Genomic DNA, 22,828 nt, shown 5'->3' on the forward strand with positions numbered 1-22,828 from the left:
TTCGCCTTCGAGCTCGGCGCGGCCCCTTGTGCGGGTGCGCGATTTCGGTTAGTGTGCACTAACTCGATCCCCGATGTTAGCGAGCATTAACCGAGATGGCAACCACTTCGCGTGCGGTCGATCAGGCCGGCACCGACCTCAGCACCGACGAGACGGTCGGCACCGACACCGACCTCGATGCCGACGACGCGGCGACCACCGACGACGCAACCACCGATGATGCGGCCGCAGCCGGCGATGCGGCCACAGCCGGCGCAACCACCGAGCGGAGCCGGCAGAAGGCCGACCGGCGCCAGGCGATCCTCACTGCGGCAGCCACGCTCTTCGCCGAGCGAGGCTACGCGGGTGTCACGATCGAAGACCTCGGCGCCGCCGTGGGCGTGCGGGGCCCGGCCGTGTACCGCCACTTCCCCGGCAAGGCCGCCGTGCTCGCCGCGATCCTCCAGGGTGCGAGCCGCACACTCCTCGACGGCGCCGAGCGAGTGCTCGGCGAGGCGCCCGACGCGACATCCGCCCTGCACCGGCTGATCGCCTTCCACGTCGATTTCGCGCTCGGCGACGCCGACGTCATCCTCGTGCAAGACCGGGAGCTCGAGCAGCTCGATGTCGGCGCCCGGCACAAAGTGCGGCTCCTCCAGCGCCGGTACGTCGAACACTGGGTCGACACCCTCGAAAGACTCCGGCCCGATCGGGCCGAGACGGAGCTCAGGTTCCGGGCACACGCCGCCTTCGGTCTCCTGAACTCCACTCCGCACAGCGCCCGCATCCCTGGGCGCAGACCCGCCGACGGCGCCGCCCGCGGCATCCTGGAGGAAATGGCATGGGCGAGCCTCATGTCGTGACCCTGCGCGTGACCCGCGCGGGTGATCTCGACGCACTGTTCCGCTTCGAACAAGATCCTGTGGCCGTGCGCATGGCCGCGTTCACCCCGACCGACCCGACAGATCGCGCTCTGTTCGACGCCCACTGGCAGCGCCTGTTCGACGACCCCACGGTCGATGCGCGCACCGTACGCGCCGACGGGGACATCGTGGGCAGTGTCGCCCGCTGGTTCGAAGGCGGTACCGCCGAGGTCACCTGCTGGATCGACCCCGGGCACTGGAACGAAGGCATTGCGACGCGCGCGATGCGGCTCTTCCTCGACTCGTTCTCCGAACGGCCGGTGCGGGCGCGGGTCGCAGCTGACAACGCCGCGTCCATCGCCCTGCTCGAGACGCTCGGCTTCCGCCGCACGGGCGGCGACGTCGCGTTCGCGAACGCCCGCGGCGCCGAGATCGAGGAGTTCACCCACATCCTCGAATAGGGCGAGCGGATGCCGCGGCGCGCTCAGTTGGCGGTGCGCGCGCCCAGCTCGGCCGCGAGCACGCCGATCCGCCGTGCGAGTGACACGTCACGCGGGGTGACACCGCCGACATCGTGCGAGGTCAGTTCGAACTCGACACGGCCCCAGCCCAGCCGCACATCGGGGTGATGGTTCAGCTCGTCGGCGACGACCGCCACGGCATCGAGCAGCCGCACCGCGCTCGCGAAATCGTCTGTCGCGTATGCGGCAACCAGATGATCCTCGACGTGGATGAAGGCCGTTCCGGCGAGCCCGTCGGCTGTGTCGGCGGGCGAGAGGATGGTGCGTTCGTCCATGTGTCCATCCTCCCGCCGCCGCGTCGATTGCGCCATGGGGTGCCGACGCCCACTCTCAGGCCATGGTCAGCGCTCGGCCCGGCTCACGAAGGATCGTGCCGATGTCGGCGAGGAACCGCGACCCCTGCGCCCCGTCGACGAGACGATGGTCGAACGAGAGACTCAGGGTCATCAGTTCACGGAGCGCGATCTCGCCGTGGTGTTCCCAGGGCTGGCGACGCACGGCCCCCATCGCGAGGATGGCCGCCTCGCCCGGGTTGAGGATGGGTGTGCCGGCATCGATGCCGAACACGCCGATGTTCGTGATCGAGATCGTGCCGCCGCTGAGTTCGGCCGGGCTCGTACGGCCCGCCCGCGCCGTTTCGGCGAGCGCGGCGATCGCGTCGGCGAGCTCGATGAGCGTCATGCGCCCCGCTCCCTTGACGTTCGGCACCACGAGTCCCCGCTCGGTCGCCGTCGCGATACCGAGGTTCACCCCACCGAATCGCACGATCTCCTGGGCGTCCTCATCCCATCGGGAGTTGATCTCTGGGGTGCGACGGGCGGCGAGGCACACGGCCTTCGCGACGACCGTGAGCGGGGTCACCTTGTGCCCGGTGAGGTCGCGATCTTCACGGATGCCGCGGAGGAGCTCCATCGTCGCCGTCACGTCGACGGTCAGGAACTCGGTCACGTGCGGCGCCGTGAACGCACTCCGAACCATCGCGGCCGCGGTGTGCTTGCGCACGCCCTTGATCGGGATGCGAGTCTCAGGGGGCGCGTCGACCGAACCCGCCGAGGTGAGCGACGAGACGTCGTCGGGCACCGGCATCGCGAGACCGGATGCCGCGCGTTCGACGTCGTCGCGCGTGATCAGGCCCCGCTGTCCCGTGCCCGTGACCGTCTCGAGATCGAGTCCGAGGTCGCGGGCGAGCTTGCGCACTGGCGGCGTCGAGCGCGGACGCTCGCCCTGGCGGGTCGCATCGGCAGGCGAGACGGCTGCGCCGGGGGTGGCATCAGCGGGACGCTCGGCCATCTCGGGCAGCGACGGAACGAGATCGTCGGCGAGCGCCGTGCGGCGTGCGCGCCGCTTCGGTCCCGACTCCGCTGCGGCGCCGTAGCCCACGAGGTTCGGGCCGGGCGCGGCTTCCGTCGCGGTGCTCTCTGAGCTCGCCTCGGACGGCGTCGGCTTCGATGTCGGCGCGACGGTCGGGGCATCCGTCACCGGAGCACCGCCCGACCCACCCGTGTCGCACGAGAACAACGGCGCGCCCACCTCGACGGTCTCGCCCTCGGCCGCGTGCAGCGCCGTCACGACCCCCGCGAATGGCGATGGCAGCTCGACCACGGCCTTGGCGGTCTCGACGTCGGCGATGATCTGGTTCAGCTCGACCCGGTCGCCGACGCCGACCCGCCAGGCGACCACCTCGGACTCGGTGAGGCCCTCGCCGAGGTCGGGCAGTGCGAAGTCTCTGATCATCATGCTCACGCCGTCGCCCCGCTCATGGAATTCGGACGCCCGAGCACCCGGTCGACGCCGTCGAGAATGCGGTCGAGGTCGGGCAGATGGTGACGCTCGAGCTTCGCCGGCGGATACGGGATGTCGTGGCCGGTGACCCGCACTGGCGCGGCCTCGAGAAACTCGAAGCAACGCTCGGTGATCGAGGCCGCGAGCTCGGCGCCGACGCCGCCCTGCTGGCCCGCCTCGTGGGTGATGACGAGCCGGCCGGTGCGGCGCACCGAAGCCTCGACCGTCGCGTAGTCGACGGGGGCGAGCGAACGCAGGTCGATGACCTCGATCGAGACGCCGTCCTCCGCAGCGGCGACCGCGGCGTCGCGGGCCGTCTGCACGAGGGCGCCGTAGGTCACGAGCGTGGCGTCGGTGCCCGTGGTGACCGTGGTCGCAACGCCCATCGGCCGCGCGTCGGCGAGGCTCGCCGTCTCGTCGACCTCTCCCTTCACGTGGTACCGCCGCTTCGGCTCGAAGAAGAGCACGGGGTCGTCGCTCGCGATGGCCTGCCGGATCATGACGAACGCGTCGGCCGGGTTCGAGCACGCGACGACGCGCAGGCCCGCGGTGTGCGCGAAGTAGGCCTCGGGCGACTCGGAGTGGTGCTCGGCCGCACCGATGCCGCCGCCGAACGGCACGCGGATCGTGATCGGCATGCGCACGTTGCCGCGTGAACGGTAGTGCAGCTTCGCGACCTGGGCGACGATCTGGTCGAAGCCCGGGTAGATGAAGCCGTCGAACTGGATCTCGACCACCGGGCGGAAGCCGCGGTACGCGAGACCGACCGCGGTGCCGACGATGCCTGCCTCGGAGAGCGGCGTGTCGACGACCCGCTTCGCCCCGAACTCGGACTTCAGGCCGTCGGTGACGCGGAAGACCCCGCCGAGCGTGCCGATGTCCTCGCCCATGAGCACGACCTTCTCGTCGTCGGCGAGCGCGCGACGAAGACCTGAGTTGAGCGCCTTTGCGAGCGTGAGTGTGGTCATCGTGGGTCTCCTTCGGCGGTGACGGATGTCGCGGCACCTGTGCTGAGCTCCGTCGAAGCATCCGAGCCGTCGAACATCGCAAGGTAGCGCGTGTAGTGCTCGCGCTGCCGGTCGAGGTGGCTGTTGGGTTCTGCGTACACGTGGTCGAACACCGTCAACGGCTCGGGGTCGGTGATCGTCGTGATGGCGGCACGAAGCTCGGCGGCGGCGCGGTCGGCCTCGGCCGAGACGTCGCGTTCGAGACGCGCGATGTCGACACCGGATGCCTCGAGCAGCGCGAGCACTCGTGACAGCGGATCGCGCCCGCTCCACTCGGCGAGCTCGTCGTCGGTGCGGTAGCGCTTGGGGTCGTCGGCGGTCGTGTGCGGGCCCATGCGATAGGTCACCGCCTCGATGAACGTCGGCCCGTCGCCGCGTCGCGCGCGGTCGAGCGCGATGCGGGTCGCCGCGAGCACGGCCAGCACGTCGTTGCCGTCGACACGCACGCCCGGCATACCGAAGCCGTCGGCTCGACGCGCGAGATGCTGCTTCGATTGCAGGCCGACGGGTTCGGAGATGGCCCACTGGTTGTTCTGGCAGAAGAAGACGACGGGGGCGTCGAAGCTCGCGGCGAACACGAGGGCCTCGTTGACGTCGCCCTCGCTCGTGGCGCCGTCGCCGAAGTAGGCGACGGCGGCGGTGTCCGTGCCCTCCCAGGCAGCACCCATGGCGTAGCCGGTCGCGTGCAGAGCTTGCGCGCCGATGATGATCTGAGGCACGGCCATGCCGTGCTCGTACGGGTTCCAGCCCGACGCCGCGGTTCCTCGCCACACCGAGAGGAGCTCGGCCGGCTGCACTCCGCGGCACCAGGCGAGCGCGTGCTCGCGATAGCTCGAGAAGATGAAGTCATCGTCGCGGAGCGCACGCCCCGACCCGATCTGCGCCGCCTCCTGGCCGGCGAGCGGCGGCCAGAGTCCGAGCTCGCCCTGCCGTTGCAGTGCGGTCGCCTCGGTGTCGATGCGCCGCACGATCGCCATGTCGCGGTAGAGGCGGCCGAGCGCCACGAGGTCGACGTCGGCGACCCACGGGTCGAAGTCGGCGTTCGAACGGCGCTCGCCGGTCGGGCTGATGAGCTGCACGAACTCGTCTGGCCGGGTGAACTCGCGCTGTATGAGGAGCCCGGTGGCGTCTCGGTCGGATGGGGTCATCGTCGATCCTCGCTGTCGGCGGGCGCGCTTCGTGGGCTGCCCGCACCCGGCGGCTCTGCCGGTTACCCAGAGCGTACGTCGATCTTGCACACAGCTCAACCAACCGCCGAGCTGTTGAGCATGTTGCACGATTCGAGCGCCCGGAGCGGTGCTATCGTGTGGCGTTATGACCGGTTACGACGCCGTCGACAAGGCCCTGCTCATCGCTCTGGCCCCCGACCCTCGCGCGACGGTGGTCGCGCTCGCCGACCGACTCGGGCTCTCGCGCAACACCGTGCAGGCGCGCATGGCGCGGCTCGAGGCATCCGGAGCGTTCCTCTCCTTCGAACGCAGCATGGACCCGACGCCGCTCGGCTACCCGCTCGAGGCATTCATCGCCGTGCACGTGCGCCAGAAGCTGCTCGGCTCCGTCGTCGACGAGATCGCACGCATCCCCGAGGTGATCCAGGCGCACGGACTCTCGGGCTCGATCGACCTCCTCGTGCGCGTCGTCTGCCGTGACGCGCACGACCTCTTCCGCATCGACGGGGAGATCCTCGCGATCGATGGCGTCGAGCGCACCGAGACGTCCCTCGCGATGGGCGAACTCATCCCCTACCGGCTGGGGCCACTGCTCGAGCGGTGATCGACAAGTTGCAAAGAACTATTTGCAAAGGTTCCTTTGCAACATGGATGCTACGAACGGCGACGACCTCGAAACACAGCCGAGCAGCACGCGGCACCCGGGTGTCGACCATATGCTCACGAGCTCGAGCCTGAAGAGCCTCGCCCACCCGCTCCGTGTACGCATCTACGACGAGCTCTCGGCGTACGGGCCATTCACCGCCAGTGGCTCGCCGCTCGTCTCGGCGAGTCCAGCGGCGCAACGAGCTACCACTTGCGCCAGCTCGAGCGCGCGGGTCTCGTACGCGAAGACGAGACCCGCGGCAAGGGTCGCGAGCGCTGGTGGGAGCGACGACCGGGGTCGATCACGGTCCCGGATGCCCGGAAGCTGCCGCCGGGCAGCGCCGAACGGCTCGCGGTGCGCATGTTGGAAGACGAGTGGTACCGCACCCGCGAACGGAACTTCCACGAGTACCTCGCCGAGGGAGAACACGTCTTCGGAGCGGAGTGACTCGACGTCGCCACCTCGGACACGATCAACGTGCGCCTGACGGCCGAGCAACTGCACGCGCTCGTCATCGATCTCGACGCCGTACTCAAGAGGTACCTCGACGCCTACAAGCGCACACCCACACCGGGCGCGCGGCCGGTGCAGCTCCACATCAACGCGTTCCCACTCGTGCGGGGCGAACTCACTCCCGCACCGACCGACGAGGAATCATCATGAACACCGCAACGTTGGGAGGCCAGACGGCCCGCCCCGTATTCCCCACCGGGGTGCCCGGCCTCGCCGTCCGTGCGGGCCGCGCGCTCGAGAGCTGGGGCGCACGTCGCGCGTCCGCCCGCCCGACACGCGACGAGCTCGCGCAGCTCATCGCGCTTCGAGGCGAGGCGCGCCGCGCCGTCGCGGACAACCCGGAGGCGATGCGGCGCGCCGGGCTTCCTCCGGTGAGCTGACACGGCGGTCGGCCTCGACCCGGCCATGTGTCCCCCGCCCTGCTACGGAGTGCGCAATTCAGGTCGGCCCTCGGTGTGTCGCGTTCGAGCGCGGCGTGTCGCGACCGCGACACACCTCCGCACCTGAATTGCGCACGGTTCAATGGCTGGCGAGACGACGGATGCCCCGCCCGAACGTGTCGGGCGGGGCATCCGTGTGTCGTCGCTCAAGCGACGAATGGGCGCGAACTACGCGTCGACGTCAGCACCCTCGGCCGGAGCCTCGGCGTGCGTGCCGGCGATCTCGCGACCGTTGGTGTCGGCGTCTTCAGCCAGCACCGGGGCGAGCGAGAGCTTGCCGCGGTCGTCGATCTTCGTGATCTCGACGAGGATCTTCTGTCCGACGGCGAGCACGTCGTCGACGTTCTCGACACGCTTGCCACCGGCGAGCTTGCGCACCTCGGAGATGTGCAGCAGGCCGTCTTTGCCCGGGAGCAGTGAGACGAACGCACCGAACGCGGCGATCTTGACGACGGTTCCGAGGAACTGCTCGCCGGCCTCGGGGTTCGTCGGGTTCGCGATCGCGTTGACCTGGGCGCGGGCGGCCTCGGCCGACGGACCGTCGGTCGCGCCGATGTAGACGGTGCCGTCCTCCTCGATGGAGATGTCGGCGCCGGTCTCATCTTGAATCGCGTTGATCGTCTTACCCTTCGGGCCGATCAGCTCGCCGATCTTGTCGACGGGGATCTGCACCGAGATCACGCGGGGCGCGGTCGGGGCCATCTCGTCGGGACCGTCGATCGCCGCGTTCAGCACGGCGAGGATCGTCGTGCGGGCGTCCTTCGCCTGCGTCAGCGCGCCGGCGAGCACCGAGGCGGGGATGCCGTCGAGCTTCGTGTCGAGCTGGATCGCGGTGACGAACTCGCTCGTGCCGGCGACCTTGAAGTCCATGTCGCCGAGGGCGTCTTCGGCGCCGAGGATGTCGGTGAGCGCCGCGTAGCGGGTCTCACCGTTCACGGTGTCGGAGATGAGGCCCATCGCGATGCCGGCGACGGGTGCGCGCAGCGGCACGCCCGCGTTCAGGAGCGCGAGGGTCGAAGCGCAGACCGAGCCCATCGACGTCGAGCCGTTGGAGCCGAGCGCCTCGGACACCTGGCGGATCGCGTAGGGGAATTCTTCACGCGTGGGCAGCACGGGTACGAGTGCGCGCTCGGCGAGTGCGCCGTGCCCGATCTCGCGACGCTTCGGCGACCCGACGCGACCGGTCTCACCGGTCGAGTAGGGCGGGAAGTTGTAGTTGTGCATGTAGCGCTTCTTGGTGACCGGGCTGAGCGAGTCGATCGACTGCTCGAGCTTCAGCATGTTCAGCGTCGTGACGCCGAGGATCTGGGTCTCACCACGCTGGAAGATGGCCGAGCCGTGCACGCGAGGCACGACCTGCACCTCGGCGTCGAGCGGGCGGATGTCGGCGAGCCCGCGACCGTCGATGCGCACACCCTCTTCGAGCACGCGCGAACGCACGACGTGCTTCGTGACCGACTTGTACGCGGCCGACACCTCGGCGTTGGCCGACTCGGGCAGCTCGCCCGCTTCGACCTTCGCTGCGACGTGCCCTTTGGCACGCGCCTTGAGCGCGTCGTCGGCGTCTTGACGAGCGACCTTCTCGGCGATCTTGTAGATGCCCTTGAGCTCTTCGAGTGCGAACGCCTCGACGACGGCCTTCGTCTCAGCCTGGTAGGGCGGGAACGTCGGGTAGTCGGCGGTGGGCTTCGCAGCGGTCTTGGCGACGTGCTGCTGGGCCTCGACGAGCTGCTTGATGAAGGGCTTCGACGCTTCGATGCCCTGCGCGATGACGGCCTCGTCGGGCTTGATCCCGCCTGCCTGGATGAGGTTCCACGCGTTGTCGGTGGCCTCGGCCTCGATCATCATGATCGCGACATCCTGCGAGCCGTCGGCCTCGGTGATCACGCGACCGGCGACGACCATGCTGAACACGGCGTCTTCGATCTGCGAGTACTTCGGGAAGGCGACCCACTGGCCGTCGATGAGGGCGACGCGAACGCCGCCGACCGGACCGGAGAACGGCAGGCCGGAGAGCTGGGTCGAGAGCGACGCCGCGTTGATCGCGAGCACGTCGTAGTATTCGTCGGGCTCGATGGCGAGCACGGTGATGACGACCTGCACCTCGTTGCGGAGGCCCTCGACGAACGAGGGACGCAGGGGGCGGTCGATCAGGCGGCAGGTGAGGATCGCCTCGGTCGAGGGGCGACCCTCGCGACGGAAGAACGAGCCCGGGATACGCCCTGCGGCATACATGCGCTCTTCGACGTCGATCGTGAGCGGGAAGAAGTCGAAGTGCTCCTTCGGCTGCTTGGAGACCGAGGTCGCCGAGAGCAGCATGGTCTCTTCGTCGATGTAGGCGACGGCGGAGCCCTGCGACTGCTGGGCGAGGCGGCCGGTCTCGAAGCGGATGGTGCGGGTGCCGAACTTGCCATTGTCGATGACGGCTTCGGCGAACGTGATTTCTGGACCTTCCAAGAGGTCGTCTCCTTTGTTTACCGTCGCACCCCGTGTGGGCGCGACTCATACAGAGGAGCAGGAACAGGCAATACGAATCGCACCGGTCGGTGCGTTCACGCTGGCCACCAGTAGAAGTCCACCAAACCGGTCGGCTTGGTAATCCACCACAGGGGACCAGCTTCCTGCCGGCCTGCTCCAAATGCTCAAAATGAGCACAGTGCTCGATATTCGATTGTGCGTCTGCGCCCGGACAGGCAAGCGCCGGTTCGCGGCACATCAGACGACGGCAACCCATCGAGCTACCGCTTCAATGCTAGCAGAGCGCGCGAATTCGCCCGGTGAACAGCGGATGTCGCGTGCCGCGTGCCGTCCACGCCGGGATCGCGTGGTGCGCGGGCCCGAGTCATCCGTGGCAAACTCGAATGCATGAGTTCCGACGAGCAGAGCACACCGGGCCCCTCCGAGGAGACGAAGCGCAAGTTCCGCGAGGCGCTCGATCGCAAGAACAACGCGTCGAAGAAGCGTGAGGGCGAAGCCCACCTCGACGGCGGCGGCGGCGCGAACCACACTCAGGGTCCCGCCGAGCACAAGCGCGAGTTCCGACGCAAGAGCGGTTGAGCCGGCCTCACTCCATCGGCACCGTCGTCTGCGCGTTGGTCGCCGGCACGATGACGGGCAGCAGCACGGCGCGTTTCGGTTCACGACCGTCGCCCGCCGCCCGGCCGCGAAGCCGTCGCAGCATCCACGGCACGGCGTGCCGTCCGAGCCATGCCACGTCACCGACCTTCGTCGACTGCTGATCCTCCGCCGGCTCGTGGACGGCGTGCTCGAGTGCGCCGAGCTCGCCCGCATCCGGCACGCCGAGGACGCGCGCGGCGGCGTAGGCGATGCCACGGTGCCCGGCCGCGTTGAGGTGCACGCGATCCTCGGCCCACCGTTCGTCATCGACGAGTTCAGGTCGGGCGTCGACATCGAGCAACATCGAGCCGGTCGCCGCTGCGAGCGCGCGAAGCCGCGAGTTGAAGACCCTGAAGCGCCGAGCGAAGAGCCGGGCAGCAGGCCGTCGCGGCATGAACGCGGTCACGAGCAGCACATCGCAGCCGGTCGCACGCAGTCGTGAAACGGCGTCGCCGAGCTGCGCCGCGAGCCGCTCGGGATCGGCGCGACGCCCCACGAGGTCGTTCGCGCCGATGAGCACGGAGACGAGATCGGCGCCGAGCGCGGCGGCGTTCGGCAACTGCACCTCGACCGCATCGCGGATTCGACGGCTCCGCACCGCGAGGTTGGCGTAGGCGATGGGCGCGCCCGCCGAACTCGTGACGGCGAGGAGCATCGCGAGCCGATCCGCCCAGCCACGGTACTCACCCGCCGGCATGCGGGAGACGTCGCAGAGCCCCTCCGTCAGCGAGTCGCCCACGGCGACATAGCGACTCCAGGTCTTGGCTGCGCCCGCGGGCCGCGGCGTCGCAACGATCTGCGCCGGCCGCACCGCATCCGTCGGGCGAACCGTTCGTCGCTCCATCGCCTCCTCGTAGTGCCCGATGAGTTCGTCGCCCAGCCTGTCCCAACTGCGCCCCGCGACGGAGGCGCGCGCCCGCTCGCCGAACGCCCGTCGCTTCGCGTCGTCCCCTGTGAGGTCCCGCACCCGTCCGCGGAAGTCCTCGAGGTCACCCGGCCGGTAGAGCCAACCGTTCACGCTGCTGTCCACGAGGTCGAGCGGGCCACCGCGGCCGGTCGCCACGACCGGCACCCCGCTCGCCAGTGCCTCCTGCACCGTCTGGCAGAATGTCTCGCTCTCGCCGGGATGCACGAACACGTCGAGGCTCGCCATCGCCCGCGCGAGCTCGTCACCGTCGAGGAAGCCCGTGAACCGGGCATCGGGCAGCATGCGCTCGAGTGCGGGCCTGGATGGCCCGTCGCCGATCACGACGAGCCGCACACCCGGCAGGCCGTCGATCGCACGGAGGTCTTCGACCTGTTTCTCGGGAGCGAGTCGGCCGACGTAGCCGACGAGAACCTCGTCGCCGCGGGCGTACTCGCGTCGCCAGGCTGAATCTCGCCGGGCGGGCGAGAACCGGTCGGTGTCGACCCCACGCCGCCAGAGCCTGATGCGGTCGACGCCGAGCGACTCGAGCCGTTCGATGGCCGACGACGACGGGGCGAGCGTCAGGGTCGCGCGCCGGTGCAGCCGCCCGAGGTGCCGGGTGAGCGCGGGAGCCGCGCCGGGCGCGCCGTAACGTTCGGCATACGACGGGATGTCGGTCTGGTACACGGCGACCGACGGGATGCCGAGCGCGTCGGCGGCGAGGACGCCGCGCCAGCCGAGCACGAACGGAGACGCGAGGTGCACGACGTCGGCCTCGTGCTCGCGCATGAGGGCAGCGACTCGGTGCGCACTCGCGAGGCTCACCCGTACTTCGGGATAGCTCGGCAGCGGCATCGACGGCAGCAGCACGACGCGAGCGCCGAAGAGCGAGTGGTCGATGGATCCGGATCGAGGGGCGATCACGAGCGCGTCATGACCGCGTCGTTCGAGGTGACGCAGCGCCTGCAGGAGGGAATGCGTCACGCCGTTCATGTGCGGGAGGAACGATTCTGCGAGGAGGACGACCTTCACGCCCCCAGCGTGAAGGTCGCCGGGCGCGGAAACCGCCGGAAACGCGGGCCGAAACCGAGGGTTCACCGACTCGTCGGAAGCCGTTCGCCCAGCCGTCGACGGCACGTCGTGCATGGCCGGTCACCCTCGAAGCGCCCTTCGTGCTCGACGACTGATCCGGTCACGGTCGGCCGTCGGTGAACCCACGGCGCCGGCTTCCGTCGGCACGGGTTCGCCCGGCCGGAATCGGTGCGAGCACTGAGGTCGCGCGTGCAGCTGCGTCGGTACGATGTCGCCACCCGCAAGATCTCCGTCGAGGAGTCGCCGATGTCCGCACCGAACCCGCCGCCGCCGCCGCACGAGTACGTCACGCTTCGCCTCGATCCAGACGGTGACGCCGCGCGCGACTACGGCGTCTTCCCCGTGCCTGCCGGCATCGACCTCGCACCGCCCGAACCCGGATGCGCGGTCGCGCCCGACGGTCGGGCCGACCTGAACCAGCGCGTCTTCCTCCCCGAGGGAGCGCGGCCGTACCACGCACGCGGCCTGAGAGTCGCGCTGGCGATGAAGGGCGGAGTGAGCCTCGCGGTGTGGATCGGCGGTGCGATCGCCGAACTCGACATCCTCCGCCGCATCCGCATCTATCGCGATGGACGGGACCCGCGTCCGAAAGCGCTGCTCATCCACCCGAACGGGCACGAGGCCGACGCCCATCTGCTCGCACGGGCGGACGCGTACGCCCGGCTCCTGTGTTCGAGAGGATACGACCGGGTCGAGTACGACGTGCTCGCCGGTGCCAGCGCGGGCGGCCTGAACGGCGTCATGTACGCCGTCGCCCAGCGAGCCGGCGTCGGACTCGAAGGAATCCTCGGCACCTGGCTCAGCACCGGCTCGGCCTGGGGCCTGTTGCAGACGGGCCGTCGCCCTTCCTACGACTCGGTCCTTCGCGGCGACGAGTACTTCTGGGTCGAACTCGATCGTGCTCTCGCCGACATCGCTTCCGGCACAGTGAGTCCGGGCGGCGCGGGCCAGGCGCCGAAGGCGGTCAATCCGCCGCATCCCGCCCTCGCCGTGCCGCACGTCGTCGTCGACCTCTCAGCGACCCTCATCGACGCGAAGGACACGAACGAACGGAGTGCAGCAGAAGGCCGGGCGCACTTCCGCTTCGTCGGGGCCGACGTCGATCCGGTGCCCGATCGCGGCATTCCCGGCCACGGCGCCACCGACATCCGACGGAAACGGGACTTCGCCCGCCTCGCCTACGCGGCCCGGGCGACGTCGTCGTTCCCGGGGGCGTTCGAACCGGCCCTCATCTATTCCGACGAAGAGCCGCTCACCGGCCCCGACGCCGTCATGAGTCCGCCCGACATGCGCAACGTCTTCAGCGCGCACCGGGAGCGAGGCCGAGCGCATCCCTTCCGGGTGGTCGACGGCGGCGTGCTCGACAACATCCCGATCGACCGCGCGCTTCGTGCCGTGCGCAACATCCCCGCGAATGAGCACGTGAACCGGGCGCTGATCTATCTGGATCCATCGCCGAAGGAGACCTCGCACTGGCTCATCCGCGCGACCGAGTACAACGGGCCGGCACCCGAGCTGACTCCGGACTCGGCGACGGCACGCAATGACCCGCTCTCACGATTCCTGTCGCCGATCCTCACCGCCGTGCGCAAGCGGGCCGGGTCTGAGTCGAGTGAAGACGAGATCGACGCGGTCGATGCCGCGCGCGCCGCGGCGCTCGTCGTCAAGGGGCGCGACGAGATGCTCGCCGTGCGACTGGACGGAGGACCGGTCGCGGCAGACGGTCCGGCCGCGCTGGCGCATGTCGCGGCATTCGCGCGGCTGCGATCCACGACCGACGCGGCGTTCCTGCGCTCGGTCTTCACTCGCCCGGGCGAGTGGACGCTCGGCACGAATCTCGTCGATCGTCCGGCCCGACGGGCGCTCGATCGCATCAGCATCGGCCGATTCGAGAAGGCACTTCGCGCGGTGCTCGACGACTTGAGTCGTGGCACGCTCCCCGACGGCGTGCCGATCGATGCGATCCCGGCCGGCTCCCAGACACTCGTCGACGCCTCGTACTGCGCACTCACCTGGATCCGCGCCCTCGAAGATCAGAGCTTCCGCACCGTCTCGCTGCACGCCTTCGACGCCGCGGTCGCCGATGAACCCGCGACCCGGTCGCGATCGCGCGCCGCGATCCGCGAGTGCCTCTACGCCGTGATGTCCGAGGCCCGCGATCTCCGCGACTCGGCCGTCGAACGCACACTCGATGCCGTCGACGGCATCCCACAGGTCGAGGGCACGCTCTCCGACGTCCGTGCGCGCCGGCTCGTGCTGACGTGGCTCACGGCCAACGCCGCGACCCCCGAGCGGCGCCGGGAGCTCTGGGCAGAACTCGATCGCATCGTGCGCTGGCTGCAGGACGCGAGCGCTGTGCTCGAACGGTTCCCCGATCAATCGGGATGGCTGGAGTCCCCTTGGCACCGCCTGCCCGCTTCGTCCGTGGACCTGCCGGCGAGAGATCTTCCGCTCATCTTCGCGGGCAGCGGCATGCCGACCGCGATGTCGACGGTGCGATTCCATCGCATCGGTTCCGACACGCAGCCGGCCTCGCCGCGTCGCTATCGAACCCTGTTCGACGCGCAGCTGCTCGAGGGGTATCGGGCGACGCTGGCCAAACCGATCGACCAACTCGACCGCGAGACCGTGATGAAGCTGCTCGACGACGACGCCGAACTGCGTTCCTCCTCGAAGCTGGCCGGACTCCGCATCGCGAACTTCGCCGGCTTCCTGAGTGCTGCGTGGCGTCGCAACGACTGGTGGTGGGGGCGCCTCGATGCATCGGCCGGCATGCTCGAGTTGCTCGGCAGCATGGAGCGGGCTCCGGATGTCGCGGACAACGAGCTGCCCGTTGCGATCGAAGCCGAGGCCGAGCTGCACACTGTGCACGACGCCCTCCTCCTCGAACTGAACGCCGACGATGCCCGACCGTACGAGCACGCCATCGAATCGGCCGACGCCGACGCCGTGCGCGCGGAGCTCGTGCGCGGCACGCAGGACCTCGAGTCGTTGCATTCCGGGTATCGCGTGGCGCTCGCTTCGCGAGTGGTGCGTTCCGCATCGGTCGCGCTCGTGCGCGGCACCGGCACGCTGTCGCCGATACGGGTGCTGCAGTGGATCATCCGCCCTCTGCTCGTGCTCGTTCCCGCGGTGCTCTCGCCGCCGCGACTCATCCTCGCCATCGTGATCGTCGCCTGCGGCATCCTGCTCGCCTGGCCAGAGCTCGAGGATCCGGCGCCGCTCGCCTGGCCGTCGACCTCGAGGTGGGTGATGTTCGCCATCGTCGCCGTATTCGCGGCGTTCCGGTTGACGAGCGCCGCCGCGTCGTGGCGGCGTCACTGGCTCGTCGTCGCCAATCACACGGAGCAGTCGAGCCGGGCGCGGCGGGTGATCGCCGCAGCCGAGCGACGGGCGACCATCCTGCGTGCGACGCTCATCGGCATCACGATCGTGCTCTTCATCGTGTTCGCCGCCGCGTGCCTCGTCTACGGCCTCTGGGGCGTTCCCTTCTGGTTGTCACTCATCGCGGTGCTCGCCGCAACCGAGGTGACGAGCCGTGCGTTGCAGACCGTGCCGGCCGCCCGGCGATCCCGACCCGGCCGCTGGATCGCGCTCGCCGTGCTGGCGGCAGCGGCGTTCGCGGTCACGGCAGTGCTGCCCGCGAGCCTCGATGCGCTCACAGCGGGAATGCCGGAGCCCTGGAACCATGTCGTCTGGCGTTCGATCGCCGCTGCGATCGTTGCCGCTGCCCTCACCCTGACGCTGCTCGCGCAGGCGCTGCGGGTGCGTCAGTTGCTCGCGGTGACCGCGACCACCGTCGTGACGACTGCGGTGGCCGTCATCATCACGACGCTGGCTCTCAGCCGATCGACGATCGAGACGCAGACCTGGGTCGGGTTCGTCGTCTGCGCATGGGTGGCCGGCACGACGATCTGGTGGGCTCCGTGGTTTCGCGGGTGGGACACCGGCCCGGCCGGGATGCCGAAGGACTCGGTGCACGATCTGGAGCCCGGCTCGCTCGTTTCAGCCGACGACTGACGACCACGCATCCGGCCCCTGCTGTTCACTTCCAGCCGGTAGAACGATCGCGTGGATGACGCGTGGATCAGCGGGCTCGCCGCCTCACCCTGGCTCATTCCGCTGCTCTTCGGGCTCGTCGTCGGCGACGCCTTCGTCGTGGTGCTCCCGAGCGAGACCGCTGTGGTCGCACTCGGCGCACTGTCGGCGACGACCGGATCGCCGCCGCTCGGCGCGATCATCCCCGTCGCCGCGCTCGGCGCCGTCGTCGGCGACGGCCTCTGCTACCTGATCGGGCGCAGGGTCGGTCTCGACCGGTGGCGTTGGCAACGCGAGGGTCGCATCGGTGCCGCTCTCTCCCGAATGCGTGACACCGTGCACCGGCGCACGGCGGTGCTCGTCTTCACGGCACGCTACGTGCCGTTCGCCCGCATCGCGGTGAATCTCGCCGCGGGTGCTGGGCGCGTGCCGCTCCGCCGGTACCTCCCGCTCTCGGCCGCGGCCGGATTGGCGTGGGCCTGCTACAACGTGGCGATCGGCGCGATCGTCGGCAACCTGTTGCGCGATTCGCCGCTCCTCGCCGCGGCCATCTCCGTTCCGGTCGCCATCGTGATCGGTCTCGTGGTCGACCGGACGATCGGCCGACTCGATGCGCGGCGGAGCGGTGTCGCACCGGCACCGGCCGACGAGGAGATCACTCCCCCGCGAGACCCCCGATGAGATGGCCGAACGGACGGTCGAGGGCGAACGGGTCACGCACCGTCGTGGAACGATCGCTCGCCGCGACGAGCGCGGCGAGCTCACCCGCGGCCCGCTCGATGCGGGCCGGCAGCGTCTTCACGCTGTCCGCGGACTCGCCCCAGTCCCCCGTCGCCGCGAACACGCCCGTGGGGGCGACGATCGCGTGCAGATAGGTGAACATCGGGCGCAGGGCGTAGTCGAGCGCAAGCGAATGGCGCGGCGTACCGGCGGTGGCGCCGATCACGACGGGGAGGTCGGCGAGCGCGGCGCTGTCGACCACGTCGAAGAACGACTTGAAGAGGCCGGAGTAGCTCGTCGTGAAGATCGGCGTGACCGCGATGAGGCCGTCTGCGCCGGTCACGGCCTCGATGACCGCCTCGAGCTTCGGGCTCGGGAAGCCCGTCAGCATGTGATTCATGATGTCGGTCGCGACGTCCCGGAGCTCGAAGGTCTCGACGGTCGTGTCGATGCCCTGCCCGGTGAGCTTGACGACGGTGGCCTCGGTGAGCTTGTCGGCGAGCATGCGCGTCGACGACGGCTGGCTGAGGCCTGCCGAGACGACGGCGAGGGTACGTGTGGTCATCGTCAGGCTCCCTTCACGGCCGCGGCGCCGAACGCTGCGCCCTTCGGGGTCTCGATACGCTCGCTGGAGCTCGCTACTCGACCAGCGGTGGAGTTGCGCGCGGCGACGAGCGACGCGTGCGTCGGGGCATCCGGAACCGTGTCAGGGCGGTTCTTCGCGAACTCGCGGCGCAGCACCGGCACGACCTCTGAGCCCAGCAGGTCGAGCTGCTCGAGCACGGTCTTCAGCGGCAGGCCGGCGTGGTCCATCAGGAAGAGCTGGCGCTGGTAGTCGCCGACGTAGTCGCGGAAGCCGAGGGTCTTGTCGATGACCTCCTGCGGGCTGCCGACCGTGAGCGGCGTCTGCGAGGTGAACTCCTCGAGGCTCGGGCCGTGTCCGTACACCGGTGCGTTGTCGAAGTACGGGCGGAACTCGCGCACGGCGTCTTGCGAGTTCTTGCGCATGAAGACCTGGCCGCCGAGTCCGACGATCGCCTGCTCGGCGGTGCCGTGCTCGTAGTGCTCGAAGCGCTGGCGATAGAGCGCCACCATGCGCTGCGTGTGCGACGCGGGCCAGAAGATATGGTTCGCGAAGAATCCGTCGCCGTAGTAGGCGGCCTGCTCGGCGATCTCGGGGCTGCGGATCGAGCCGTGCCAGACGAACGGCGGCACGTCGTCGAGCGGCCTCGGGGTCGACTGGAAGCCCTGGAGCGGCGTGCGGAACTGGCCGTCCCAGTCGACGGAGTCTTCACGCCACAGTCGGTGCAGGAGGGCGTAGTTCTCGAGGGCGAGGTTGATGCCCTGGCGGATGTCCTTGCCGAACCACGGGTAGACCGGCCCGGTGTTGCCGCGACCGAGCATGAGGTCGACGCGGCCGTCGGCCATGTGCTGGAGCATCGCGAAGTCCTCGGCGATCTTGACGGGGTCGTTCGTCGTGATGAGTGTCGTCGAGGTCGTCAGCTGCAACGTGGAGGTCTTCGCCGCGATGTACGCGAGCGTCGTCGTGGGCGAGGAGGAGAAGAAGGGCGGGTTGTGGTGCTCACCGAGCGCGAAGACGTCGAGGCCCACCTCTTCGGCGTGCTGGGCGATCTTCACGACGTCGGTGATGCGCTCGTGCTCGCTCGGCGTGCGTCCCGTCGTGGGGTCCTGCGTGATGTCGCTGACGGTGAAGATTCCGAACTGCATGTTGCCCTCCTGGGCTCGTCCTCGCGAGGTATCCGTAATGCATACTTTTGCATACACTTCGATTAACGGATGCCCCTCGCCCACTATTCCCGATCGATCAGCGCCGCGCACGTCGAGGGCGGGGGTGCCGACTCGGCACCCCCGCCCTCGATCGCCGGCCTCAGTCGATGAGGCTGTGCTCGTGACCGCCGCCACCGCCGACCGTGCCCTGCGGGCCGGCCGGTTCGGGAAGGAACTTGAAGGGCAGCTTCTTGCCCTTCACCCCGTTGACGTCTTCGGTGGAGTACGCGTACGTGAGCACCGCTGTCGCGATCGCACCCGTGTTCACGAGCAGCGCCGTTCGGTCGACGTTCTCGATCGTGTCGCAGGCGATGTGGTAGCACTGGTCGAGCTGCTCGCCCGCGGTGCCGCCCCAGATCGCCGCCTGCTGCTCGGTCTTCACGACCTCGGCACCGGTGAACAGGCCGCCCGCCGGAATGCCGTTGAGGATGAACGCCTCGTAGTCGCTGCGACCCGAGAACTCCGCATCGTCGTACGGGATCCGCAGGAGCGTGAAGTAGCTCTCGAAGAGGTCCTCGATCGCGATCGATCCTTCAGGTACCGGCACGGGCGCCTCGTACCCCGACTCGTCACTGTCGTACACCATGTACATGTAGTTCGGCGATGCGATCATGTCGAAGTTGAGGTAGAGCGCGATCTCGTCTTTCTCCGCCTGCGGGAGTCCATCGACGTAGGCCGCGGATCCCAGCAGTCCAGACTCCTCTGCTCCCCACCAAGCGAACCGCAGCGTGTTCTGCGGCTTCAGCTTGCCGAGATGCTCGGCGAGCTCGAGAAGTGCCGCCGAGCCGCTGCCGTTGTCGTTGATGCCCGGACCTGCCTGCACCGAGTCGAGGTGCGCGCCGGCCATGACGACGTTCTGGTCGTTCTTGCCGGGCAGCTCTGCGATCACGTTGACCTGAGGCCGCTCCTCCGGATCCGGCACGAAGGCCTTCGCCGTCGATCCCGGTTGCGCGAGCGCGAGGCCGTCGGCGGTGCTCGCACCGACGACGGGGATGTCGAGCGGATCGGGGTTCTCTCCGATGAGCGTGCCGGTCACGAGTCCCGACCGCTCGGGCGTGTTGCCCTGGTTGAAGATGATCACCGCTTCGGCGCCGGCGTCTTGGGCGTTCTTCGCCTTGACACCGAACTCGCAGGTGCCGCGCTGGACGAGCGCGATATCGTTCGCGCCCGAGAAGTCGAGACCGGTGAAGTCTTCCGCGTCGCAGCCGCTCGTCACTGGATCGAAAGGTGCGGTGAGCACGACGTCGACCGGGATGACGGTGCCTTCGACGGTTCCCGACCCGGTGCCCGAGAACGACTCCGTCTCGTACGTCGCGGCGACCGGCGCCAATTGTTCGAGCGCGGACGGCCCCGTGAACGTGAACGGGAACTCCTCCAGCGTGACCTGCCAGCCCGCGTCCTCGAGCGTCTCGGCGACGTACTCGACGCTCTGGTCGTACCCCGGAAGTCCGGCGGCGCGGTTGCCTCCGTTGTCGTCGGCGATCGCCTGGAGCTCCTCGAGATGAGCCATGATGCCGTTCGGCTTCACGCACTCGAGCAGCTTGGCTGCCGTGTTGTTGTTTCGGTTCTCGCACTTCGCGGATTGACCGGCGACGGCGGCCCCCGCGGGAATCAGTGCGAACGTGAACGCCGCGGCGGTCGCGATCGCGATCACACGGGCCTTTCTGGAACGTGGGGTGGTTGGGCGCATCGTTTTCCCCTCCTTACCGGGTGTCTCCGTTGGCACCCGTTCGGGGGGCAGCCTAGGCGCTGGTCGCGACTGCCCGACAGCCCCCATCGGCAAACTCGTCCAAGCACGCAGGAATCCTGCGCCACGACGCGACGCGATGGCTAGACTCGCCGTGATGGGCACGATTTCGGTCATCATCCCAAGCCTGAACGACGCGGGCTTCCTCGCCGCCTGCCTCGAAGCGCTCGACCAGCAGACGCGGCCCGCCGACGAGGTCATCGTGGTCGACAACGGGTCGACGGATGCCACGGCCGACGTCGCTCGAGCGGCCGGCGCGCGTGTCGTCACCGAGCCGCTGCGCGGCATCTGGCCGGCGACGGCCGCAGGCTTCGACGCGGCATCCGGCGAACTGCTCGCTCGCCTCGATGCCGATTCGGTGCCCGCGCCGGACTGGCTGGCCGAGGTGGAACGCCGCATGACCCGGCCCGATCGCCCGACCGTCGTGACGAACGGCGGCACGTTCTACGGCGGCAACGCCGTCGTGCGGTGGATCGCCCGAAACATCTATATCGGCGGTTACTTCACCGTGATCGGTCCTCTGCTCGGCCACCCGCCGATCTTCGGTTCGAACTACGCGATGCGCGCCGACGCCTGGGGCGAGCTCCGAAGCATCGTGCACCGCGACCGTGCCGACGTGCACGACGATCTCGACCTCGCCTGGTCGATGAGGCCCGGCATGACGGTCGTGCGCGACCGCCGGCTCGTGGTCGGTGTCTCCGCACGGCCGTTCGACAGCTTCGGCGGTCTCGCCCGTCGCGTTCGGATGGCCTTCCATACGATGTCGATCGAATCACGGGAATGGCCGCCGCTGACGCGCCGCGCTGAACGGCGGCGTGCGCCCGCCTGGGTGTGGGAGTCCGAGGGTACTGAGCCACTGAACCTCGACGTGGTCGAGCACGACGATGACAGTGAGGAGCCGCTGCCGGCGTGAGTCACCTCGCGGCCCTGTCGAACGACAGCAGCGCTGCCGCCGCGCGGCCCCGCCGCCGTGGAGCTACGGTGTGGCGTCGGTCGCGGCGAAGAGGCCGAGCATGTCGCGCACGAGCTGGTGCGGCGCGGTCTCGCATGGACTGTGGCCTGTGGGGTACACCGCGAGACGGGCGCCGATCTCGCGGGCGAATCGCTCGTGCGATGCGCGTGGCCAGAGGTCGTGCTCGCCGACGGCGACGAGCTTGGGCACGGGCGCCGCAGCGAGGCTCGCCCGCACATCGGGCGTCTGCATCATGAGCGCGATGATGTCGACGACGCTCTCTCGCCGAGTCAGCGCGAACCGTTCGCGCACGAACGCGAGCCGCCGTGGCGGCACCCGGTTGAGGTTGTTTCGGATGCCCCACAACATGAGCGTTGCACCCTGCCGCGGCGACGTGAAGCCGCTGATCTGTCCGATGCGCTTGACGCCGCGGAACGCCTGGCCCGACTCCGGCGGCGCGCTCAGCAACGTGAGACTCGCGAAGCGGTCGGGTCGTTCGAGCAGGGCGAGCTCTGCGAGCGTTCCGGCGAAGCTGTAGCCGAGCACGTGGGCGCTGCCCGCTCCGTCGTCGAGCACCGCGAGCAGGTCGTCGAGGAAGAGCCGTTGGTCGTAGCGGACGCGCGGCGGATCGAGGTTCCACGGACCCGCGCGCCACGATTCGTACTGCCCGGCGAGGTCGAACGCCTCGACTCGGTAGCCCGCCGCCGCGAGGAGCGGCATCATCAGCACGAAGTCTTCCTTCGAGCCCGTCGCCCCGGGCACGAGCACGACCCGCGGTGCAGACGGCGGCCCGAGCGCGACCCGTGCCAATGCCCCGCTCGGCGCACTGAAAATCGAGTGCTCCGCAGCGGCCGGGAATGCGCGCCAGTCGATATCGGGGATCGCCTCATCGAGCAGGCCGGCTTCGTCGAGCGCGAGTCTCGGCTCCGACGGACCGTCGGGCACCGGCACGCGCCGACGGAACGAACCGCGCGCGCCTCCGAATGCGACCACGACTTCACGATACCGGCGACGTCCGATCCTGCGCACGCAACCCGCTCGAGAGGCCCGCTTCAGCTCATGCGGCGCCGACGGCGTCTCGCGGTCGGATGCAGATGTCGCGCACAGGCCGCGCAGAGCGAACACCGAGCGCAGGCACAGCGAGCGCGTTTAGGCTGGACCCATGGCAACCGTTGCACTCACCCTCGACAACTTCGAGAAGACGATCCTCGAGGGCGGCACCGTCTTCGTCGACTTCTGGGCGGGCTGGTGCGGCCCCTGCCTGCAGTTCGCGCCGCACTATGACGCAGCATCCGAGTCGAACCCCGACTTCACCTTCGCGAAGGTCGACACCGAAGACCAGCAGCAGTTGGCCGCGGCGATGAACATCACGTCGATCCCGACGATCATGGCGTTCAAAGACGGCATCGGCGTGTTCGCGCAAGCGGGTGCACTGCCCCGGCCGATGCTCGACGAACTCGTCTCACAGGTGCGGGCGCTCGACATGGAGCAGGTGCGCGCCGACCTCGCCAAGCAGGAGGCCGAGGAGGCCTCGGCCTGAACAGCTC

At 69.2% G+C, this 22,828-nt stretch carries 21 protein-coding genes and 1 pseudogene; 12 read left to right on the forward strand and 10 right to left on the reverse strand.

Features of this window, described 5'->3' with window-relative positions:
- The first annotated feature begins 95 nt into the window (after nucleotides 1-95).
- A complete protein-coding gene (locus tag AC1C2R_RS00385; protein WP_495378565.1) occupies nucleotides 96-842 on the forward strand; it encodes a TetR/AcrR family transcriptional regulator in 747 nt (248 codons plus the stop codon).
- Nucleotides 821-1,303 (forward strand): GNAT family N-acetyltransferase, encoded by a 483-nt coding sequence (locus tag AC1C2R_RS00390; protein WP_495378566.1) that lies wholly within the window; start codon nucleotides 821-823, stop codon nucleotides 1,301-1,303. Before AC1C2R_RS00385 ends, AC1C2R_RS00390 begins: the two co-directional genes overlap by 22 nt.
- Before the next feature lie 23 nt (nucleotides 1,304-1,326).
- On the opposite strand, the gene AC1C2R_RS00395 is transcribed toward AC1C2R_RS00390, so the two are convergent.
- Genes AC1C2R_RS00395 through pdhA form a run of 4 tightly spaced genes read right to left on the reverse strand, consistent with a single transcriptional unit; the run spans nucleotide 1,327 to nucleotide 5,300 of the window.
- A complete protein-coding gene (locus AC1C2R_RS00395; protein ID WP_495350563.1) occupies nucleotides 1,327-1,638 on the reverse strand; it encodes a 4a-hydroxytetrahydrobiopterin dehydratase in 312 nt (103 codons plus the stop codon).
- A gap of 55 nt (nucleotides 1,639-1,693) precedes the next feature.
- Nucleotides 1,694-3,097: a dihydrolipoamide acetyltransferase family protein gene (locus AC1C2R_RS00400; protein WP_495380356.1), complete on the reverse strand. Its 1,404-nt coding sequence runs from the start codon at nucleotides 3,095-3,097 to the stop codon at nucleotides 1,694-1,696.
- Between the two features lie 5 nt (nucleotides 3,098-3,102).
- Nucleotides 3,103-4,113, reverse strand: coding sequence for an alpha-ketoacid dehydrogenase subunit beta (locus tag AC1C2R_RS00405; protein WP_495378567.1), 1,011 nt, complete (start codon nucleotides 4,111-4,113; stop codon nucleotides 3,103-3,105).
- The gene (gene pdhA / locus AC1C2R_RS00410; protein WP_495378568.1) at nucleotides 4,110-5,300 is read right to left on the reverse strand and encodes a pyruvate dehydrogenase (acetyl-transferring) E1 component subunit alpha; all 1,191 of its coding nucleotides are present in this window, start codon (nucleotides 5,298-5,300) and stop codon (nucleotides 4,110-4,112) included. The genes AC1C2R_RS00405 and pdhA overlap by 4 nt, the downstream gene beginning before the upstream one ends.
- A gap of 166 nt (nucleotides 5,301-5,466) precedes the next feature.
- On the opposite strand from pdhA, the gene AC1C2R_RS00415 reads away from it, so the two are divergent.
- From AC1C2R_RS00415 to AC1C2R_RS00435, 5 genes and pseudogenes are all read left to right on the forward strand, one after another.
- Nucleotides 5,467-5,925, forward strand: a complete 459-nt coding sequence (locus AC1C2R_RS00415; RefSeq protein WP_495350566.1) for an Lrp/AsnC family transcriptional regulator — start codon at nucleotides 5,467-5,469, stop codon at nucleotides 5,923-5,925.
- Between the two features lie 36 nt (nucleotides 5,926-5,961).
- A pseudogene (locus tag AC1C2R_RS00420) lies at nucleotides 5,962-6,174 on the forward strand (hypothetical protein); the annotation flags it as partial.
- A 3-nt stretch (nucleotides 6,175-6,177) separates the two neighbouring features.
- Entirely contained in the window at nucleotides 6,178-6,414 is a 237-nt protein-coding gene (locus AC1C2R_RS00425; RefSeq protein ID WP_495380411.1) for a hypothetical protein, read from the forward strand.
- A 30-nt stretch (nucleotides 6,415-6,444) separates the two neighbouring features.
- The gene (locus AC1C2R_RS00430; protein WP_495378569.1) at nucleotides 6,445-6,630 is read left to right on the forward strand and encodes a hypothetical protein; all 186 of its coding nucleotides are present in this window, start codon (nucleotides 6,445-6,447) and stop codon (nucleotides 6,628-6,630) included.
- The gene (locus tag AC1C2R_RS00435; RefSeq protein ID WP_495378570.1) at nucleotides 6,627-6,860 is read left to right on the forward strand and encodes a hypothetical protein; all 234 of its coding nucleotides are present in this window, start codon (nucleotides 6,627-6,629) and stop codon (nucleotides 6,858-6,860) included. Before AC1C2R_RS00430 ends, AC1C2R_RS00435 begins: the two co-directional genes overlap by 4 nt.
- A 228-nt stretch (nucleotides 6,861-7,088) precedes the next feature.
- Here the strand turns inward: AC1C2R_RS00435 and AC1C2R_RS00440 are convergent, their stop codons facing one another.
- Nucleotides 7,089-9,377, reverse strand: a complete 2,289-nt coding sequence (locus tag AC1C2R_RS00440; protein WP_495350569.1) for a polyribonucleotide nucleotidyltransferase — start codon at nucleotides 9,375-9,377, stop codon at nucleotides 7,089-7,091.
- A 408-nt stretch (nucleotides 9,378-9,785) separates the two neighbouring features.
- Between AC1C2R_RS00440 and AC1C2R_RS00445 the strand changes: the two genes are divergently transcribed.
- Nucleotides 9,786-9,977, forward strand: a complete 192-nt coding sequence (locus tag AC1C2R_RS00445; RefSeq protein WP_495350570.1) for a DUF5302 domain-containing protein — start codon at nucleotides 9,786-9,788, stop codon at nucleotides 9,975-9,977.
- A gap of 7 nt (nucleotides 9,978-9,984) precedes the next feature.
- Here the strand turns inward: AC1C2R_RS00445 and AC1C2R_RS00450 are convergent, their stop codons facing one another.
- Nucleotides 9,985-11,976: a glycosyltransferase gene (locus AC1C2R_RS00450; protein ID WP_495378571.1), complete on the reverse strand. Its 1,992-nt coding sequence runs from the start codon at nucleotides 11,974-11,976 to the stop codon at nucleotides 9,985-9,987.
- A 306-nt stretch (nucleotides 11,977-12,282) separates the two neighbouring features.
- Between AC1C2R_RS00450 and AC1C2R_RS00455 the strand changes: the two genes are divergently transcribed.
- A complete protein-coding gene (locus AC1C2R_RS00455) occupies nucleotides 12,283-16,056 on the forward strand; it encodes a DUF3376 domain-containing protein (RefSeq protein ID WP_495378572.1) in 3,774 nt (1,257 codons plus the stop codon).
- A 51-nt stretch (nucleotides 16,057-16,107) separates the two neighbouring features.
- Nucleotides 16,108-16,755 carry a DedA family protein gene (locus AC1C2R_RS00460; RefSeq protein ID WP_495350573.1) on the forward strand — a complete coding sequence of 216 codons (648 nt, stop codon included), beginning with the start codon at nucleotides 16,108-16,110 and terminating at the stop codon, nucleotides 16,753-16,755.
- Here AC1C2R_RS00460 and AC1C2R_RS00465 read toward each other — a convergent pair.
- The 3 genes from AC1C2R_RS00465 to AC1C2R_RS00475 all read right to left on the reverse strand — a co-directional run bounded on the left by AC1C2R_RS00465 (nucleotide 16,730) and on the right by AC1C2R_RS00475 (nucleotide 20,272).
- The gene (locus AC1C2R_RS00465) at nucleotides 16,730-17,359 is read right to left on the reverse strand and encodes an FMN reductase (protein WP_495378573.1); all 630 of its coding nucleotides are present in this window, start codon (nucleotides 17,357-17,359) and stop codon (nucleotides 16,730-16,732) included. The genes AC1C2R_RS00460 and AC1C2R_RS00465 overlap by 26 nt on opposite strands.
- Before the next feature lie 2 nt (nucleotides 17,360-17,361).
- Nucleotides 17,362-18,522, reverse strand: coding sequence for an LLM class flavin-dependent oxidoreductase (locus tag AC1C2R_RS00470; RefSeq protein ID WP_495378574.1), 1,161 nt, complete (start codon nucleotides 18,520-18,522; stop codon nucleotides 17,362-17,364).
- 160 nt (nucleotides 18,523-18,682) lie between these two features.
- Nucleotides 18,683-20,272 carry a M28 family metallopeptidase gene (locus AC1C2R_RS00475; RefSeq protein WP_495378575.1) on the reverse strand — a complete coding sequence of 530 codons (1,590 nt, stop codon included), beginning with the start codon at nucleotides 20,270-20,272 and terminating at the stop codon, nucleotides 18,683-18,685.
- Between the two features lie 154 nt (nucleotides 20,273-20,426).
- Between AC1C2R_RS00475 and AC1C2R_RS00480 the strand changes: the two genes are divergently transcribed.
- Nucleotides 20,427-21,242 (forward strand): glycosyltransferase family 2 protein, encoded by an 816-nt coding sequence (locus tag AC1C2R_RS00480; protein WP_495350577.1) that lies wholly within the window; start codon nucleotides 20,427-20,429, stop codon nucleotides 21,240-21,242.
- Between the two features lie 63 nt (nucleotides 21,243-21,305).
- On the opposite strand, the gene AC1C2R_RS00485 is transcribed toward AC1C2R_RS00480, so the two are convergent.
- On the reverse strand, nucleotides 21,306-22,226 hold the full coding sequence (locus tag AC1C2R_RS00485; RefSeq protein WP_495380357.1) for an alpha/beta fold hydrolase: 921 nt from the start codon (nucleotides 22,224-22,226) through the stop codon (nucleotides 21,306-21,308).
- Nucleotides 22,227-22,443: 217 nt separating this feature from the next.
- Here AC1C2R_RS00485 and AC1C2R_RS00490 point away from each other — a divergent pair, with 217 nt between their 5' ends.
- Nucleotides 22,444-22,821 carry a thioredoxin family protein gene (locus AC1C2R_RS00490; RefSeq protein ID WP_495350578.1) on the forward strand — a complete coding sequence of 126 codons (378 nt, stop codon included), beginning with the start codon at nucleotides 22,444-22,446 and terminating at the stop codon, nucleotides 22,819-22,821.
- Nucleotides 22,822-22,828 lie beyond the last annotated feature (7 nt).

This window comes from Agromyces sp. Y182 (assembly GCF_059445385.1).